A 17,110-nucleotide genomic window follows, 5' to 3' on the forward strand; every position below is an offset into this window, starting at 1 on the left:
AATGTCCGTAAATGCTCGATTGGTGAAGGCTAATCCTCAGTGGGGATGGACAAAATCCCCCAACGAGTAAAGTTTCACTTTATTATGATGTTAGTGCTAGGGAGGATTTAGATGAAGAAAGTATGGTTTATCGCAATCCTATTTTTCTGCCTGCCAACTAGCGTTTTTGCTAATACAGATCATTTAATATTAGTTAACCTTACGACGAATCAGCTGTCTTTTTTTGAAGATGGAAACTATACTAAGACATTTCCGATAACGACAGGAAAAGACAGGACCCCGACGCCTGAGGGTAATTTTTGTATTATAACTAAATATAAAAATAAAGAATACCATCGTAAAAAAATAGCTGGGGGTGCTCCGAATAACCCTCTCGGTACGAGGTGGTTAGGTCTAGATAAAAAGGAATATGCAATTCATGGAACAAATCGGGAATGGACGATTGGAAGCAGGGAGTCGAATGGTTGTATTCGCATGCACGATCGGGACATACAATGGTTATACGACCGGGTACAATTACAGACGAAAGTAATTATTTCTCGTTTTCATACGAGTCCCGAATATGAAGCGTATAAGCTTGGTTATCGGGTTGTGAGTTGGAATGGTCGTAAAGTAGAAGAAGAACAAATTGGAATGCTTACGTTAGTAGATCGTGTAAATATATATTGGCAAGAACCAAATGGACAATTGACGAAAGTAAAAACGGTATTGCCAATTGAAAAATATACAGTGTATTCAAAACGAAAAGATGGAACCTATTATATAGGAAACAATTTGTATATTGTAGATGTAACGGGAGAAAAAATTCGTTATGAGCAATTACCTTATTCGATTTTAAGTAACATATATAAAAGGAAATATAATGTTCCATAATAGCTACCGTGTATAGGCGGTAGCTTATTTGTGATGAAGTTTAGTTGGTTTTAATGATTTCATACCAATCGCGCGCCTGTAAATAGTGAGATAAAAAAATTGAAACAGCAACTATTATGTTTTGCTGAATATAATACAGTACAGACTGGGGGGCGGTCACATTATGAAAAGTGAATTTGCATTTAAAATTTTCTTAATCACGACTTGTTTATTTATCGTGTATTTATATGCGTTACTCGTCTTCTCCTTTTATGTTCCATATATTGATTTAATATTGTTCGTTGGATTTATTTGGGCATTTGTTAAAGCGAGGGAAGGGGAGAAGAGTGTATATCGGCGCATTACTTTATGCGGGACGGTCCTTCTCGTTATTTTGTACTTTTTTATGATGCATGATGTTTGGAGAGGAATGTAAAAAAGCATACGACAATCGTATGCTTTTACGTTTAATATTTCGGTTTAAATGTATGACAACACGTTTCTACACTCGTTGTTACAGAACTTTCAAGCGTCTCGTTTGTTAAAGTAGCGTTTGTATATGAACTGTTTTCAATTTGACCTGCCTCTTGTGCATCAGGTTGAACAACGATTGCACTTGCTTGACAAAGGTTACCTTGTCCCCAAAATGAGCAATTGGAAACAGAGCATTTCACTTCTGGCATAAAACCCCCTCCTTATACATTAGTGTGGGAGTTTACACGCATTTCATGTATAGAAGGAGTTTCCTTTTCTTATTATTTTTTCGTTTGCTCAAGCCACTCTTTTAATTTGTCTTCCGGTTGTTCGCCGCTAATACGGCTCACTTCTTTACCATCTTTAAAATGAATGATTGTTGGAGTTCCTTTAATTTTATATTCATCCCAAGGAGCATCTAATTTTTCAATATCCATAACTTTCATATCAACATTCAAGTCTTTAGCCATTGGTACTAAGATAGGAGATAATTTTTGGCAATGAACGCAAGATGTTTGATAAAAGTATACTGTTTCTTCTTTTTTCTCTTTTAAATTCTTTTGGAGATCTGAAAGAGAGATTTTATTTGTGTAGTAGTCAGAACCATCTGTTTGACTAGTAGCATTATCAATTTTTTGGCTTGTTGAAGCATTTTTTTCTTCCATTTGTGTTACAGCGAAAATTGCTGCAAACAAGGCGATAATAATACCGCCAAATATAAGCATTTTTTTCATTCTTTCATCTCCTTATTTGTTTTTAATTACAATAAAGCTGCAAATAGCGATTGTGATAAAGCCGATAAGTGCTAAAAACGGGATTGTCACAAAGCCGAACCAGTTTATGTATTCTCCCGTACAAGGTACGCGGCCGCAAGCTGCCCCAGCAGCTGAAAATGCTGCGATTTTTTGAATTGCATAGTGATATAAAGAAATACAAGCACCAATACTTGCGATTGGTAAAGAATAACTTGCAATGCGATAGTCTTTCTTTACTACAGCGATACCGAGCCATAAAACAAATGGATACATAAAAATACGTTGATACCAACAAAGGACACAAGGCTCAAATTTCATAATTTCGGAAAAGTATAGACTTCCTAATGTAGCAATAAACGAAGCTCCCCATGCAGTAAGTAAAGCATATTCTTGCTTTTTTTCTCGTCCCATATTTTATACCTCACTTATAATAGTTACATACTAAATTATAGTATGAAGTAGTAGGGAAAAGAAAGAAAAAATATGTTTATCAATAAAAGTTTTATGAGGAGAAACATTTATTGATATGAACATTTTAAAAAGCGCCATTCTCATAAAGAGAATAGCGCTATATTTTACATTTGAATTTGCTCTACTTCTTCTACATGTGACTTTTGGGATGCGTGGTCAATATATTGAAATAGGAGCTGCAATTGTTTATCAACTTCTGGTAGTTCTTTACTGTATTGATAAGCGTATAAAAAATGCTCAATACGCTTAGAAAATAATTGATCGTTCGTTTGAACCATGAGAACGAGTAATTTATCCCAATTACAGCAATACGTGTAATAGAGAGCTTTATCATAGTCGTTATATGTTTGCACTGTGTACCCTCCTTACCGAGGAGTTATATATAGTGTGTGACAAGTAAGGAGAAATACACTTGAAAGAATTTGTTAAGAAAAAAGGTGAATGAAAAGAGAAAAACGAGGGATTTCCTCGTTTTTATGCTTTTGGCATTGGCGTAGGTGTTGGCTTGCCATAGCCTTCTTTGTATTTATTGTCGATATAGTTACGAATTTCGAGCGTTGATTTTCCTTTTTGTTTCATGGAAGCCGATTCAAACGCGATTTCTAGGCAGTTGACACAAGTTGTTGCGTGGGAATCCCAAACAACTTCACCATTCTTTTTAATTTCACGAATAAAGCAATTTTTATTATTTTTATGTCCTACACTTTCACCACACCCGCAGTAACAAGGAATCCAATCCAATAGTTCAGCATTTTGTCCAGCGACAGTATAGATGTCTTTCATTTGTGGATCAAGTTTGTCTAGGAAGGCCGGAAGTGTATCGACTCCTTTTGTCTTTTCTTGAATGTCAGCTTGCTGAGTATGTGATGCATGGTCATGCTCTTCTTTTGATTCAGATGATTTTTTTTCATTTGTACCAGTACTCCCGCATCCAGCAAGAATTAAACTCAGTACTGCAAGTAAAGAAAATACATATTTCTTCATACGCTTGTCCCCTTTACACATGTATTAATCAAATTGTATCAAATATCATGGTGTGTCGGGTGAAGATTCTTTCGACTTATTTTTGAAGCGCCATCGTAGTGAATGGAATAGAAATAAGATTGGGATATAAGCGTATACAATATATAAACCAGCTTGAGACAGTACAGTATTTAATGTATTGATACTTTCGCGGTTTGTGAAAAATAAGGATGAAATAAATATAGTTGCGATAAAAAATGGCAGTGCAATGTTAAATGGTATGCGAAAAGATTTCTTAGTAATGCAACAAGAAGACCAAATCGTTAAGCAAAGGTTAGGTAAAATAATAAGGAACCATACGAAAATAATTATGTATTCAAATCGCTGAATAAAAGGGATTTTAATAATTTTTAACATTGTTAATGTAGGCCAAATAGTATGATGTAGTTGTCCTTGGCTATAGTACATAAGGGACACGATCGCTAATATTACGTATAGAATGGTTGTAAAAACAATACCACTATGTGCCCATTTATTTAACGATTTTCCTTTTTTAATAAATGGATAAAAAATAAGGATTGCTTCAAATCCAAGAAATTCTAATGCAGATGCTTTAGCTGAATATAGAATGTCTAAAGGTGAATGAGTAAAAATCGGGAAAATGTTACGGACATGTGCATGTTTCATCGGGAAAACTAAGAAAAATAGTACGAAAATCGGTATTACGACGCCCCAAAAACATATTCCTGTTACAGAGCGAAAGCCGCCTCTAATTACGTAGTAAGTCACAAGTAAAAATAGTAAAGTTAATTTCCACGGTTTAATTGTAGGAAAGACCCAAACTTGAATGACTTCAATATATGTACGAAGAACAGTAAGGCAAAATAATAGAAGGTATGCGGCAAAGCACACGGAAAAAAAGGTTCCAATCCACTTTCCGAAACATGTCGTATGAATATTTATTAAATCATTATCTTTTTCTAACATTTTAAGCATGCAAAAGAGCACGATATGAGTTGCAATACCTGCAACAATAAGGGAAATCCAAGCATCATAGCCAGCATATTGCGCAATAATTCGTTGATATCCTAACACACCTACTCCGATTTGAAGGGAGTGTAATAGAAGAAATGCGAAATAAGGGGAAACAGTATTCTTTTTATTTTGCTCAGCCATTTTAGCACCTCATTATTCTCCGATACCAGATTGAACGACATTAATTTGCACATTAACGGCAACCTCTACGCTAGGATACATTTCTTGAATTTGTTTTATACTCCATTTTCTTGAGTGGCTACGAATTTCTTCACGTATCCCGATTGGATCGATTTCTTTTTCTTGAAATTGTTTTATTAATTCATTTAAATGTTTTTCAAGTGTGTTCTCCACATGTTTTTTTACATAAGTTATGTTTTTATTTTTTGATAAATCAAGCCAGTCGGGAGCGTTTTTTATGAGTCCATTTAATTTTAAGTGGATGTTAACTTTCGGAATGTCACCGTTTTGGGAAAGGGAACAAAAACTTTTTCCAGATAAGTTTTGAGTTGCGATTAATCCTTTATGTTTACCTTGACGTATCGGAACTTCGTAACGTCCATTGTTAGTTGGATTAATGAGTAATTTAAATAAAAAAGATCCTGTTTTATCTGTATACATAGCTACTTTATCCTTTTTTAAAAAAGCGAGTCCTTTAATGGAAGCAGACTTGTCTTCTGCAACTTGAATGTAAGGAAGAAATGGATCGGAACCTGATGAATAAAAGTTATATAAGAAAATATTTAAAGCTGTCCGAGGGATTGTCTCGGTTTCTATATTTTGCTCCAGTAAATCAGACAGATATAGCGATCCATTTGTTTTGACATGTTTAAGTAGTTTTTCTGTTGAACCATCTACAAGTGCTAGCTGCACATCTCGGCCAATGTTAGGATCACGTTGCAAGTTGTTAATAACATCCCCAATTCCACGTTCGCCAAATGATTTTCCAAATAGGACAAGACGCATTTGACCTACAGCGATAGTATGTGGCGATTTGGCGTTTAGGAGTGAAGAGATTGTTTCAATGGTACCAGCGGTAGTTGACTGAGTTTCTGGTTTGGATTGCACTCCTTTTGTGTAATCCGGATATAAAATCGTCCCACGGAATTTTGTATCTTTCGTTATATCGAATCCACCCACATGAATAATTCGCTGCGTATCAACTATATTCGTTTGTGTACAGCCGGATTGGAAAATTAAAATGATAATGGAAAAGCATAGTAAAATATTTTTCATTTTTTCTCACCATCGCGTTTTTCTTTCGCTTTGTTTGGATCATAGCGCCATTTCTTTTTTGGTCTCAGAAAAGAGGCGCGCCCTGCAGTTTGACTAAATGGTAAGCGCAGGAGACCTTCTGCTGTCCCTAAACCGCGAAATGGATATAAAGGTAATAAATAAGGTGATCCAAGTGATTTTAAGCGAATTAAATGAGCTAATATGAATACGAATCCTACAATGAGACCTAAGCCCCCAAATGCACCAGCTAAAAGAATAAGTGGAAATCGTAGTATCCGGATAGTAGAAGACATTTTTACAGTTGGTGTTGTAAAAGAAGCGAGTGCTGATAAAGCAACCGCAATTAATAAAATGGTACTCGTTAAAGCAGCCTGAACAGATGCTTGGCCAATTACAATTCCGCCAACGATGCCGATTGTTTGTCCAACTTTTGTAGGTAATCGTGCTCCAGCTTCACGGAGCAATTCGATTGTGATTTCTAAAAAAAGTGCTTCTAAAATGGGCGGAAAGGGTACATTGGCTCTTGAAAAAATAATCGGACCTAGTAAATCCGCAGGAATCATTTGATAGTGATACGTTAATACAGCTGTATAAATAGCTGATGAAAATAGCGAGAATGCTGCTCCGAAAAAGCGAACCATTCGAAGAAATGAGCCTGCTATCCAGGGTAAATAATAATCTTCTGGAGAGACGAAGAAATCGAGTAATGTCGCTGGTCCAGCTAATGCATATGGTGAACCGTCTGTTAAAATGACAACTCCTCCATTCAATAATGCATAAACGGAGCGATCTAAACGCTCTGTAGGGAGTAAAACAGGGAAGGGAGAGTTACTATTATCGCTAATAAATTGTTCGATCATAGTCGCATCGAAAGGAACATCAAAGTCAATGCCTTGTAGGCGCTGCATTGCAGTATTGACGTGCTGATCATTTGTAATGCCTTCGATGTAAGCAACTACGACCTTTGTTTTTGATATAGAACCAACTATAACTTCTTTGAAAACTAATTGTTCTGTTACGATATTTCGCCGAAGTAAGTGTATATTTGTATCGATATTCTCAACGAAGCCGACTTTTGGACCGATGACACTATATTCATTCTCTGTATCGTTATATAACCGTGTACCTAAAACCGAACTTTCAGCACGAATAAGTGCATATTCTGCTGAGTGAGAATCATTTTTTAGCTGAATAAGTACATACCCACTTAATAATTTTTCACGAATATCATCAATAGAAGGGTTGGTGATGATGTCCTCGAGTGTTACGATATTTGCTATATCACTTATATTTTCAATGTGATCTAATTCTCTTTTTATAGGTGTTAAAATGAACCGATTAATGAGGAGTGATTCGGCTGTAGATTTATAATAAAACAAACACAATGTTCCATCGTCTACTACGTTATAAGACACGAAATCACTGGATTCTTTCATAGTGTGGATAAACTCCGGAATAGAACAGAGTGCTTTTTTCTTCTTTTTAGATGATACACGGAACATTTCCTCACCCCTTACACACATCATTTACTTGTGTTAGTTTTTGGGAAAGACGGGAATTTATACTTGAAAATTGAAAGTTCATAAAGTGAAGGCTAATAATCGGGATTTTACGGGCAGCCCGACTCCCACCTAACTTCTTTGCTCCAGCCGAATTTTGAGGTGGGAGTTTTACTACCCACAAATAGCGGTATAAAGAAAAGGAAGAGTATTGAATATCTCTTCCTTTTTGACAGGCTAATTTGTTTTCTTTTCTTTAATAGACTTCACTAATTTAATCATTTCTGCCCGTATATCTTCTTTTTTAACATTTAATTTTTCCGCAATTTGTTTAATATCCATCCCATCTTTTTTCATTTTTAGTACATCGTCAAGAGGGGTATTACTTTTTTGAGAGATGATTGTTAACACGGTAAGTTGGCGTAAGCCGATGTTATATTCTTTCATTTTTTGTTTCAGTCCATCTGGTGTGGACTTTTGCATATTTGCTAATTTTTGCAGTAGTGCTTTTTTCGTTTCTTTATTCATATGATGCTTTTTCAATTTACTTGGGTCTACACCGAAATGCTCGGCTGTTTTCTCCCAAGATTTATTTTGCTTATAGTAAGCTAAAACGTCCTTAATTTCTTTTTTACTTATTCTTGCAATGTGGGAAGCTTTCCAAATTTCATGTTTATTATAGCCGAGTTTTTCGAGCGACTGCATTTCTTCTTCTGAAATAGGCTTATGATGGTGCATTGTTACTTCTTTTGGCGTGGCAGCGGAAGCAGGAAAGACAGATATCCCGCACAATAATGCTGCCATAGTCATACTTACTGCGATTTTCTTGTACATATAAACTCCTCCTAGATGGGTAATGTGGAAAACTTACACATATCATTTCCATAAAATATGAAAAACTTGTGAACACACTAAGTTTTTTTATTCACAACGAGAAATTAATTTTTTAGCTGTTTTCCAACATAAAACATTGATTAATAGTGAAAAACTAGGTTATAATCGAAATTGAAAATCAATATCAATAACGGAATTATACATATAGATAAAAATAAGGGAGAGAAAAATATGACTACATATACTTCCATCGCAAATGTTATTAAAGAAAGACGCTCTGTTCGTACATTTACAAATAAAGCAGTAGAAAAAGAGCTATTAATTGAACTATTAAACGACGCAACATGGGCACCGAATCATAAACACCGTGAACCATGGAATTGTAAATTATACATTGGAGAAGGCCGTCAGAAATTAGTGGACGCAGTACTAAACTCTTTCACAGAAGAAGAAAGAGCGAAACGCGGCAAAATTTTATCTGATCGTTTCTTAAGCACACCTGCACAAATCGTTGTTTACATTAATGAAGATCCGCGTCAAATTCAACGTGACGAAGATTACGCTGCAACATGTGCATTTATGCAAAACTTCCAATTACTTGCTTGGGAACGCGGCTTAGGATGCGTTTGGAAATCAGGTGGATTAAACTACAATCCACTATTTATAGAAGGAATCGGTTTAACAAGAGGTCAACGCATCATTGGAATTCTTCATATCGGCTATTTCGATAAAGCACCAGAAGGAAAAGCTCGTACACCGATTACGGAGAAGATGGAGATCATTGAAGGTTAATTAGAAAGAGGCATTCTCGTTTTTTTAGAGGGTGTCTTTTTATTATGCAATCAATCCTCATGAAAGCTTGTTCCTCATCATACACTTTCTTAAGGGAAAGTGTAAGGAGGGAAAATAATGAGAGCAAGTGATGATAAAGCACTACAATATGCGATTGCTGAAATTACGGAAATTGCGACTGGATTTGGTCTTGATTTTTATCCGATGCGCTATGAAGTATGTCCAGCGGAAATTATCTATACATTTGGTGCATATGGGATGCCGACGAGGTTTTCGCATTGGAGTTTTGGAAAGCAATTTTTCAGAATGAAATTACAATACGATTTAGGACTTAGTAAAATTTATGAACTCGTTATTAACTCTAATCCATGTTACGCCTTTTTATTAGATACGAATTCTTTAATTCAAAATAAATTAATCGTGGCGCACGTTTTAGCACATTGTGATTTCTTCAAAAATAATATTCGTTTTTCTAATACGAAACGCGATATGGTGGAGAGTATGGCAGCGACAGCAGATCGTGTGAAGGCGTATGAACATAAGTATGGAAGAGAAGAGGTAGAAACATTTTTAGATGCCGTACTTGCCATTCAAGAACATATTGATCCATCGCTTATGCGTCCGAAACTTGCATGGAGTATTGAAGATTTAGAAGAGGATGTAGAAAAGAAAAAGATATCACAGTACGATGATTTATGGAATTTAGATGATCGAAACAAAAAGAGAGAACGACCTAATATGCATAAAAAGAAGAAAATCCCACCGCAGCCAGAAAAAGATTTACTCCTCTTTATTGAAGAATATAGCCGTGAGCTAGAAGAGTGGCAGCGCGACATATTAACGATGATGCGTGAAGAAATGTTATACTTCTGGCCACAGCTTGAAACGAAGATTATGAATGAAGGTTGGGCTTCCTTCTGGCATCAACGCATACTTCGTGAAATGGACTTAACATCTGGTGAAGCAATTGAATTTGCGAAATTAAATGCAGGTGTCGTACAGCCATCAAAAACAAGTATTAATCCATACTACCTCGGTATTAAAATGTTCGAAGATATTGAAGAGCGCTATAACAACCCGACAGAAGAAATGAAACGACGCGGTGTGAAACCTGGTTCTGGTCGTGACAAAATCTTTGAAGTACGGGAAATTGAATGGGATGTATCGTTCCTAAGAAACTATTTAAATAAAAAACTTGTAATGAGAGAAGATATGTACTTATTCCAGCGCCAAGGAAAAGAATATAAAGTAATTGATAAAGAATGGGAGCATGTGCGTGATCAACTTGTAAATATGCGTACTAATGGAGGTTTCCCGTACTTAGTAGTAGAAGATGGAGACTACTTAAAGAATGGGGAATTGTACATTAAACATAGCTATGAAGGAATTGAGTTAGATTTAAAATACTTAGAAAAAGTATTACCGTATCTTCATCAGCTATGGGGAAGAACAGTGCATATGGAGTCGATTGTGGAGAGTAAGGGCGTTGTGTTTTCTTATGATGGGAAGATGGTGCATCGGAAGTATGTGTGATGGAAAGAACGGACATAGAAATGCTATGTCCGTTCTTTTTTATTATATGGAGTTTTTGTTTACCAAACAGGTCGTATGCTCGATGATAATTTTCCTGTATTTTCTTTAGTAACGAATGTTGTTAAATCCTCTTTAAGCATTTGCATTCGTTCTGCACCTATGTTTGCAATCCATCGTTGTTCTATTTCAGCTACTATTTCTTCTTTTGCTTTCATTACTGCTAAACCACGCTCGGTTAAAACAATAATTTTACCTCTTTTATCAGTAGGATGCGTTTGGCGCGTGACATAACCACTGTTCTCAAGAGAATCTACCATTTTACTTATGGCTTGTTTTGAAACCCCTAAATATTCAGCTAGTTCTATACCGGTTGCTCCATTAGGAAGGATACGTTTGAACATAAAACCGTGTGCGGGCCTAATATCTTCAAATCCCAATTCACTTAATTTGTCGTGTAGTTCAGTAATTAATGTACTGAAGGATAGTGATAAAAGTGAAGTAAGATCTAGTTCGTTAAGTGTTTGATGAGTCATGTATATAACCTCCTTACTTATAGTCAATTAAATTGACTATAAGTAGAATCTATTGTACTATACAGGATATAGTCAATCAAATTGACTATATAATAGTAATAGAACAAATAATGATTTATCTAAATAAAATCAATGAATTATGGAGGTTTCACATGGTTAATATCGTTAAAATTAGAGGGAGTGTATTTGCACCGTATGCTTTGCTGAAACCTATTCAGGATCCTGCGACGGGAAGAGTGTTTGAATATGCCGGAGATGCACGTGAATTTACACCATACGCTGTGAACACAAAGCGTTCAAGATTAGAACAAGAAGTGGTTGTTGATTTTTATAAAAGAGAAATTTTCACATATGCAGATGCTTGTATCGTTACTGTGAAAATTACAAATCCAGATGGCTCAATTGAGTATCAAAAAGGAGAAACAAGTACAGAAAACATTGCATGTACAAATATTGTATGGAGTGAAGATGAAGTTTCATTTGAAATGAGAGCAAGTGCAAGTAATCCGTTAAACGCGGCAGCACCTGCAGCTGATTATTTTTTGACTATACGAGTTAATGAAAGTGGTACTGCGCATGTTGAAGGTTTACATGATGGTTTTCCTTGCTATGAATTTTATAAACAAATCGACTTTGGTTCATTTGAATTAATATATACACATGATTTCAGGAAAACGGATGATACCCCAGCAGCACTAGCTGGAGAAATGGAATATAGCTTTAAAACGAAAATCTAGATATAAATATAGTGCTATTTTTTAGAAGGAAGTAGCAAACGTAAAAGAGAAAGCTATTGGTTCTAGGATTGAAATTGTGGTCTATTTTATTCAATAGTATGCAGTATATAAAATTAGAATTACAGGGGTGTTTCTTATGACGAATATCGTTAAAATTAGAGCCAGTGTATTTATTCCAATGTCTTGGACAGAACCGCGGAAGGATGCACAAACAGGGAAAGTAATCCAGTTCGAAGGTGATTCACGTGAATTTACACCACATGCGGTAAATACTATGCGCTCTAGAGTTGAGCAAGAGGTAGTAGTGGACTTTTATAAAGAAGAAGTGTTTTCATATGCAAACACGGGTATTACGACAGAGAAGGTCACAAATCCAGATGGTTCTGTGAATAAAAGAACAGGAAAAGCGAGTACTGAAAATATTGTTTGTACGGATATTTCATGGAATTCTGATGGTGTGCAATTCAAAATGAGTGCAAGCGCTAGTAATCCGTTAAATGTGTATGCCCCTCCTGTGGACTATTTATTAACTGTATGTGTGAACAAGGATGGTAGTATCGATATTCAAGGGGAACATGATGGATTCCCTTGTTTCGAATTTTATAAGCAAGTAGATTTCGGTTCATTTGAACAAATTTATACACATGATTTTAGAGAAACTGGTGATACACCTGAAGCGTTAGGTGGAGAAATGGATTATAGTTTTACAAAGAGATTATAAGAAGTAGGATAATAAAACGGTTGATTCCTTGATTCGTAAATGAAATGAATTAGTTGGACTACCAAGTAGTGTAGTTGAGAAATGCAAAAGCCAATGAAATCAGTGGCTTTTGCATTTTTACTATACTCTAGGAGATTTCAAAAAAATAAACCACTTTACAATATACCCTTAAGGGTATATGATGTTATACAAAGTTACAAAGTAATGTATAATATAGGTATAATTACGGAGGTGGTCTACAGTGGAATATAATCAAGATATGAAAAATAGATTGAAACGTATTGAAGGTCAAGTTCGTGGTGTGCTTCGCATGATGGAAGAGGGAAAAGATTGCCGAGATGTTATTACACAGTTAACTGCATCCCGTTCTGCACTTGATCGTACAATTGGACTCGTTGTTGGAACAAATTTAGAGCAATGTTTGCGCGAGCAGTTTGAAACAGGTAATGGTTCAAATGAAGAGTTAATTAAAGAAGCCGTTCAATTACTTGTAAAAAGCCGATAATCTGTCAAACGTATGTGTTGACAGATTTTCAAAAACATTTTATTATACCCCTACAGGTATATGTATGCTAATTAGGGAGGAAATGATTATGAGTATAAAAGTTGATATGAATTTAGACTGTAAAGGCTTGGCTTGCCCGATGCCAATTGTGAAGACAAAAAAGGCGATGGAAGGGTTGGCATCAGGGCAAGTTATTGAAATAGAGGCGACAGATAAAGGTTCTATGCTAGATATTCAAAGTTGGTCAAGTAAAGTAGGGCATCAATATATCGGAACGAAACAAGAGGGAGATATATTAAAGCATTATGTACGAAAATCCCATGAACATGAAGTAAATGAAGTTGTGAAGTATCCTCATACAATTACGAATGGGGAATTGCAAGATCTATTATTAAGTGGTGAAGAGTGTATTGTAGTAGATGTTCGTGAAGCGGCGGAATTTGCCTTTGGTCATATTCCATCTGCCATTTCGGTTCCATTAGGTGAAATAGATAGTGCTATGTTAGACAGTGCGAAACCAATTTATGTTGTTTGCCGAACTGGTAACCGTAGTGATGTAGCTTGCCAAGTGTTGAAAGAGAGAGGTTTTTCAAACGTGAAAAATGTCATTCCAGGTATGTTAGAGTGGCAAGGAAATATAGAAAAATAAAATTTTTTAAATATAAATATACCTCAGGGGGTAATTGAATGAGTGTTAAACTGTTACAAGCAAAAGATGTCGCAGAGAAAGTTTTATTCGGAGAATTGTTTATTTTAGATGTTCGTAATGAAACGGACTATGAAGATTGGAAAATTGAAGGGAAACAAGTTTCTTCTATAAATAAACCGTATTTTGACTTATTAGATGGTGTAGATCATATTGTAAATGAATTGCCGAGGGAGAAAGAAATTTTAGTCGTATGTGCGAAAGAAGGTTCTTCGCAGTTTGTCGCAGAGCAATTGTTACATGCCGGATTCAATGATATTTATTATTTAGCTGGTGGTATGAAGGCTTGGAGTGAATATGTAAAGCCGTTAAAAGTAGGAGATGTACAGGGCGGAGGAAGTGTATATCAATTTAACCGTCTTGGAAAAGGCTGTTTATCTTATATGATCGTCTCAAACGGTGAAGCAGCAGTTATTGATGCAGTCAGAACGGTTGAAGCATATGAAGATTTTGCGGAAGAGCATGGCGTTACTATTACGAATGTCATGGATACACATTTACATGCAGACCATATTTCTGGAGGACGTAGGTTAGCTGAAAAAGTAGGGGGTACGTATTGGTTACCTCCAAAAGATGCGGAGGAAGTCGTTTTCTCATATAAACCGCTTGTTGAAGGATCTGTTATTACGGTGGGGGGTACCAAAATTGAAATTGACGCATTATACTCACCGGGGCATACGATTGGAAGTACATCATTTATTGTAGATGATTCCTATTTATTATCAGGCGATATTTTATTTGTAGATTCAATCGGGCGTCCAGATCTTGCTGGGAAGGCGGAAGACTGGGTAGGGGATTTACGAAATACTTTATATAAACGTTATAAGGAATTATCTCAAGGTTTAATTGTTTTACCAGCTCATTATTCAAAAATAAGTGAAATGGACGACAGAGGCATTGTGAGTGCGCATTTACAAGATTTATTTAAGGAGAATGTAGGGTTAAATATTGCCGATGAGGTAGAGTTTCGTAAAACTGTGACAGAGAACTTACCGCCTCAGCCGAATGCTTATGAAGAAATTCGTCAAACGAATATGGGTAAGATTTATCCGAGTGTGGAAGAAGAGCGTGAAATGGAGATTGGTCCAAATCGCTGTGCAGTTCATGATTCATTATAAAATAAAAAACTGGAGGAATAGATGATGAATGTAAAACAAGTATTAGATGCGAAAGGTTTAGCATGTCCAATGCCGATCGTAAGAACGAAGAGAGCGATGGATACTTTACAAACTGGAGAAGTGTTAGAAGTACATGTAACGGATAAAGGATCAGTAAAAGATATTCCAGCATGGTCAAAAACAGGCGGTCATGAAATAGTAAAGCATAATATAGAAGACGATGTGCTGAAGTTTTGGATTAAGAAGGCGTAGTGAAGAACTAGTTTTGTAAAGGCGGAGAGGTTGGTTATATGAATACAATATTAAGTACGCTTTTCATTGTAATTGCTGTATGGTTTGTTATTTCACGTTTTTTACCGGTGAAAGGTGTTCAAAATATAAATGGAAAAGAATTAAAGAGTATAGTGGGAAAACAGGGAAAGCAGTTTATCGATGTTCGTACAGTAGGTGAGTATAGAGGGAATCATATGAAAGGATTTCAAAATATCCCGTTAAATGAGTTAGCGAGTAAAGCAAATCAGTTAGATAAAAATAAGGAAGTAATCGTTATTTGCCAGAGCGGGATGAGAAGTAAGCAGGCTGCAAAAGTATTAAAAAAATTAGGATTTCAGCACGTTATCAATGTTTCAGGCGGTATGAATGGTTTGTGAGGAGGGAATTTAAAATGAAAGAAATGAAAGCAAAAGAATTAGAAGGAAAATTGTTACGTAAAGAAGCAGTAAATATTGTGGACGTACGTGAAGTAGAAGAAGTAGCTGAAGGGGAAATTCCAGAAGCGTGTAATATTCCACTAGGACTATTAGAGTTTCGTATGCATGAGTTGGATAAAAAGAAAGAGTATATTATCGTTTGTCGTTCTGGCGGAAGAAGTGCACGAGCAGTTCAATTTTTAGAGAGCTACGGTTTTCAAGCAATCAATATGGTAGGCGGTATGTTAGCGTGGGAAGGTAAAGTCGTATAGTACAGAGATAAATGATTTGAGCCTTTTTATAAATGATAAAATACCCCTATAGGTAATTAGGAGGAGAACAACATGGAACAACAGAAGAAAACAACAATCGTTTTATTTAGCGGAGATTATGATAAAGCAATGGCTGCTTATATTATTGCAAATGGTTCAGCGGCGTACGATCATGAAGTGACTATTTTTCATACTTTCTGGGGTTTAAATGCTCTTAGGAAAGATGAGCATGTGAAAGTAAAGAAAACATTTATAGAGAAAGTGTTTGGAAAAATGATGCCGCGCGGCGCTGATAAGATGGGATTATCAAAAATGAATTTTGCCGGTATGGGACCAAAGATGATTAAAGGTATTATGAAAAAACATAATGCGATGCCTTTACCAGATTTAATCGATTTGGCGAAAGAACAGGGAATTAAACTTGTAGCTTGTCAAATGACAGTAGATTTATTAGGGTTAAAAGAGGAAGAGATTATGGATGGGGTAGAGTTTGCAGGAGTAGGAGCTTATTTAGCAGATGCTTCGGATGGGAATGTAAACTTATTCATTTAATTCACCTTCTTTTTAGAAGGGAGGGGATGTAAGATGAGCTTAGTCGTATTACTTTTTATAATTGGGTTTATAGGATCGTTTATATCAGGAATGGTTGGAATTGGTGGTGCAATTATTAATTATCCGATGATCTTATACATTCCGGTATTGCTAGGATTTGCTGGATATACATCACATGAAGTGAGCGGTATTACAGCGATTCAAGTATTCTTTGCAACTTTTGCAGGCGCGTGGGCGTATAGGAAAAGTAACGATATGGATAAAACTTTAGTTGTGTATATGGGAGCTAGTATATTGATAGGAAGCTTTGTAGGTAGCTTTAGTGCGAATCTATTAAATGAGCATGCTGTAAACGTTGTTTACACATTACTAGCTACTATTGCGTCTATTATGATGTTTATACCGAAGCGAAGCAATCGTAAGGGGACAGAAGGAATTACGTACAATAAGTGGCTCGCTAGTTTGCTAGCTTTTATTGTAGGAAGTGTTTCCGGCATTATTGGGGCTGGTGGTGCATTTCTTTTAGTACCGATTATGCTAGTTGTTTTAAAACTACCGATACGTACAACAATAGCAACATCTATCGCTATTACTTTTATTTCCTCGATAGGAATTACTACTGGGAAAGTGATTACTGGACAAATAGTTGTTATTCCGGCTCTTATCGTTGCGATAGCAAGTTTATTTGCCGCTCCTCTTGGAGTGAGAGTAGGGAAGAGAGTGAATCAAAAAGTTTTGCAATACGTATTGTCTACTTTAATTGTAGGAACCGCGATAAAGATGTGGGTTGATATGATATCGAAATAAAAAGATGGTGCTCTTGTAGCACCATC

At 35.9% G+C, this 17,110-nt stretch carries 24 protein-coding genes; 14 read left to right on the top strand and 10 right to left on the bottom strand.

The features are described 5' to 3' along the window. Window positions 1–111 precede the first annotated feature (111 nt). Together QCI77_RS04015 and QCI77_RS04020 are read left to right on the top strand one after the other, a co-directional pair. Window positions 112–873 carry a L,D-transpeptidase gene (locus tag QCI77_RS04015; protein WP_353824533.1) on the top strand — a complete coding sequence of 254 codons (762 nt, stop codon included), beginning with the start codon at window positions 112–114 and terminating at the stop codon, window positions 871–873. Window positions 874–1,036: 163 nt separating this feature from the next. After that, entirely contained in the window at window positions 1,037–1,288 is a 252-nt protein-coding gene (locus QCI77_RS04020) for a hypothetical protein (RefSeq protein ID WP_002029881.1), read from the top strand. Window positions 1,289–1,319: 31 nt separating this feature from the next. On the opposite strand, the gene QCI77_RS04025 is transcribed toward QCI77_RS04020, so the two are convergent. The 9 genes from QCI77_RS04025 to QCI77_RS04065 form a co-directional block, all read right to left on the bottom strand. Further along, the gene (locus QCI77_RS04025) at window positions 1,320–1,535 is read right to left on the bottom strand and encodes a DUF1540 domain-containing protein (RefSeq protein ID WP_002029883.1); all 216 of its coding nucleotides are present in this window, start codon (window positions 1,533–1,535) and stop codon (window positions 1,320–1,322) included. A 72-nt stretch (window positions 1,536–1,607) separates the two neighbouring features. Further along, window positions 1,608–2,060: a thioredoxin family protein gene (locus QCI77_RS04030; protein ID WP_353824534.1), complete on the bottom strand. Its 453-nt coding sequence runs from the start codon at window positions 2,058–2,060 to the stop codon at window positions 1,608–1,610. A gap of 12 nt (window positions 2,061–2,072) precedes the next feature. Continuing rightward, entirely contained in the window at window positions 2,073–2,492 is a 420-nt protein-coding gene (locus QCI77_RS04035) for a disulfide formation protein C (RefSeq protein ID WP_002140448.1), read from the bottom strand. Between the two features lie 164 nt (window positions 2,493–2,656). Further along, window positions 2,657–2,905, bottom strand: coding sequence for a YhdB family protein (locus QCI77_RS04040; RefSeq protein WP_353824535.1), 249 nt, complete (start codon window positions 2,903–2,905; stop codon window positions 2,657–2,659). A gap of 121 nt (window positions 2,906–3,026) precedes the next feature. Then, window positions 3,027–3,536, bottom strand: a complete 510-nt coding sequence (locus QCI77_RS04045; protein ID WP_353824536.1) for a PCYCGC domain-containing protein — start codon at window positions 3,534–3,536, stop codon at window positions 3,027–3,029. 45 nt (window positions 3,537–3,581) lie between these two features. Further along, the gene (locus tag QCI77_RS04050; RefSeq protein WP_353824537.1) at window positions 3,582–4,691 is read right to left on the bottom strand and encodes a GerAB/ArcD/ProY family transporter; all 1,110 of its coding nucleotides are present in this window, start codon (window positions 4,689–4,691) and stop codon (window positions 3,582–3,584) included. Between the two features lie 12 nt (window positions 4,692–4,703). Then, the gene (gerYC, locus tag QCI77_RS04055; RefSeq protein ID WP_353824538.1) at window positions 4,704–5,786 is read right to left on the bottom strand and encodes a spore germination protein GerYC; all 1,083 of its coding nucleotides are present in this window, start codon (window positions 5,784–5,786) and stop codon (window positions 4,704–4,706) included. After that, window positions 5,783–7,288, bottom strand: coding sequence for a spore germination protein (locus QCI77_RS04060; protein WP_353824539.1), 1,506 nt, complete (start codon window positions 7,286–7,288; stop codon window positions 5,783–5,785). The genes gerYC and QCI77_RS04060 overlap by 4 nt, the downstream gene beginning before the upstream one ends. Window positions 7,289–7,522: 234 nt before the next feature. Further along, the gene (locus tag QCI77_RS04065; protein ID WP_113768963.1) at window positions 7,523–8,119 is read right to left on the bottom strand and encodes a hypothetical protein; all 597 of its coding nucleotides are present in this window, start codon (window positions 8,117–8,119) and stop codon (window positions 7,523–7,525) included. A 231-nt stretch (window positions 8,120–8,350) separates the two neighbouring features. On the opposite strand from QCI77_RS04065, the gene QCI77_RS04070 reads away from it, so the two are divergent. Together QCI77_RS04070 and spoVR are read left to right on the top strand one after the other, a co-directional pair. Continuing rightward, on the top strand, window positions 8,351–8,911 hold the full coding sequence (locus QCI77_RS04070; protein ID WP_044444615.1) for a nitroreductase family protein: 561 nt from the start codon (window positions 8,351–8,353) through the stop codon (window positions 8,909–8,911). A 117-nt stretch (window positions 8,912–9,028) separates the two neighbouring features. Further along, window positions 9,029–10,444: a stage V sporulation protein SpoVR gene (spoVR, locus tag QCI77_RS04075; protein ID WP_002029894.1), complete on the top strand. Its 1,416-nt coding sequence runs from the start codon at window positions 9,029–9,031 to the stop codon at window positions 10,442–10,444. A 59-nt stretch (window positions 10,445–10,503) separates the two neighbouring features. Here spoVR and QCI77_RS04080 read toward each other — a convergent pair whose 3' ends face one another. Further along, window positions 10,504–10,977 (bottom strand): MarR family winged helix-turn-helix transcriptional regulator, encoded by a 474-nt coding sequence (locus QCI77_RS04080; RefSeq protein ID WP_002087475.1) that lies wholly within the window; start codon window positions 10,975–10,977, stop codon window positions 10,504–10,506. 152 nt (window positions 10,978–11,129) lie between these two features. Between QCI77_RS04080 and QCI77_RS04085 the strand changes: the two genes are divergently transcribed. The 10 genes from QCI77_RS04085 to QCI77_RS04130 all read left to right on the top strand — a co-directional run bounded on the left by QCI77_RS04085 (window position 11,130) and on the right by QCI77_RS04130 (window position 17,084). Then, entirely contained in the window at window positions 11,130–11,714 is a 585-nt protein-coding gene (locus QCI77_RS04085; protein WP_002029900.1) for a DUF3238 domain-containing protein, read from the top strand. Window positions 11,715–11,850: 136 nt separating this feature from the next. Further along, window positions 11,851–12,435 carry a DUF3238 domain-containing protein gene (locus QCI77_RS04090; RefSeq protein WP_002140456.1) on the top strand — a complete coding sequence of 195 codons (585 nt, stop codon included), beginning with the start codon at window positions 11,851–11,853 and terminating at the stop codon, window positions 12,433–12,435. Between the two features lie 241 nt (window positions 12,436–12,676). Further along, the gene (locus QCI77_RS04095) at window positions 12,677–12,940 is read left to right on the top strand and encodes a metal-sensitive transcriptional regulator (protein ID WP_000456201.1); all 264 of its coding nucleotides are present in this window, start codon (window positions 12,677–12,679) and stop codon (window positions 12,938–12,940) included. An 88-nt stretch (window positions 12,941–13,028) separates the two neighbouring features. Continuing rightward, a complete protein-coding gene (locus QCI77_RS04100; protein ID WP_002140458.1) occupies window positions 13,029–13,589 on the top strand; it encodes a sulfurtransferase TusA family protein in 561 nt (186 codons plus the stop codon). 38 nt (window positions 13,590–13,627) lie between these two features. Next, entirely contained in the window at window positions 13,628–14,764 is a 1,137-nt protein-coding gene (locus QCI77_RS04105; RefSeq protein WP_353824540.1) for an MBL fold metallo-hydrolase, read from the top strand. A 21-nt stretch (window positions 14,765–14,785) separates the two neighbouring features. Next, window positions 14,786–15,016, top strand: coding sequence for a sulfurtransferase TusA family protein (locus QCI77_RS04110; RefSeq protein WP_002029907.1), 231 nt, complete (start codon window positions 14,786–14,788; stop codon window positions 15,014–15,016). Window positions 15,017–15,054: 38 nt separating this feature from the next. Beyond that, entirely contained in the window at window positions 15,055–15,414 is a 360-nt protein-coding gene (locus tag QCI77_RS04115; protein WP_353824541.1) for a rhodanese-like domain-containing protein, read from the top strand. 14 nt (window positions 15,415–15,428) lie between these two features. Beyond that, on the top strand, window positions 15,429–15,725 hold the full coding sequence (locus tag QCI77_RS04120) for a rhodanese-like domain-containing protein (protein ID WP_353824542.1): 297 nt from the start codon (window positions 15,429–15,431) through the stop codon (window positions 15,723–15,725). A 72-nt stretch (window positions 15,726–15,797) separates the two neighbouring features. After that, window positions 15,798–16,277 carry a DsrE/DsrF/DrsH-like family protein gene (locus QCI77_RS04125; RefSeq protein ID WP_002087459.1) on the top strand — a complete coding sequence of 160 codons (480 nt, stop codon included), beginning with the start codon at window positions 15,798–15,800 and terminating at the stop codon, window positions 16,275–16,277. A 33-nt stretch (window positions 16,278–16,310) separates the two neighbouring features. Continuing rightward, window positions 16,311–17,084, top strand: a complete 774-nt coding sequence (locus tag QCI77_RS04130; protein ID WP_044444629.1) for a sulfite exporter TauE/SafE family protein — start codon at window positions 16,311–16,313, stop codon at window positions 17,082–17,084. Window positions 17,085–17,110 lie beyond the last annotated feature (26 nt).

This window comes from Bacillus cereus group sp. MG9 (genome assembly GCF_040459995.1).
In the GTDB taxonomy this organism is placed as follows: domain Bacteria; phylum Bacillota; class Bacilli; order Bacillales; family Bacillaceae_G; genus Bacillus_A; species Bacillus_A mycoides.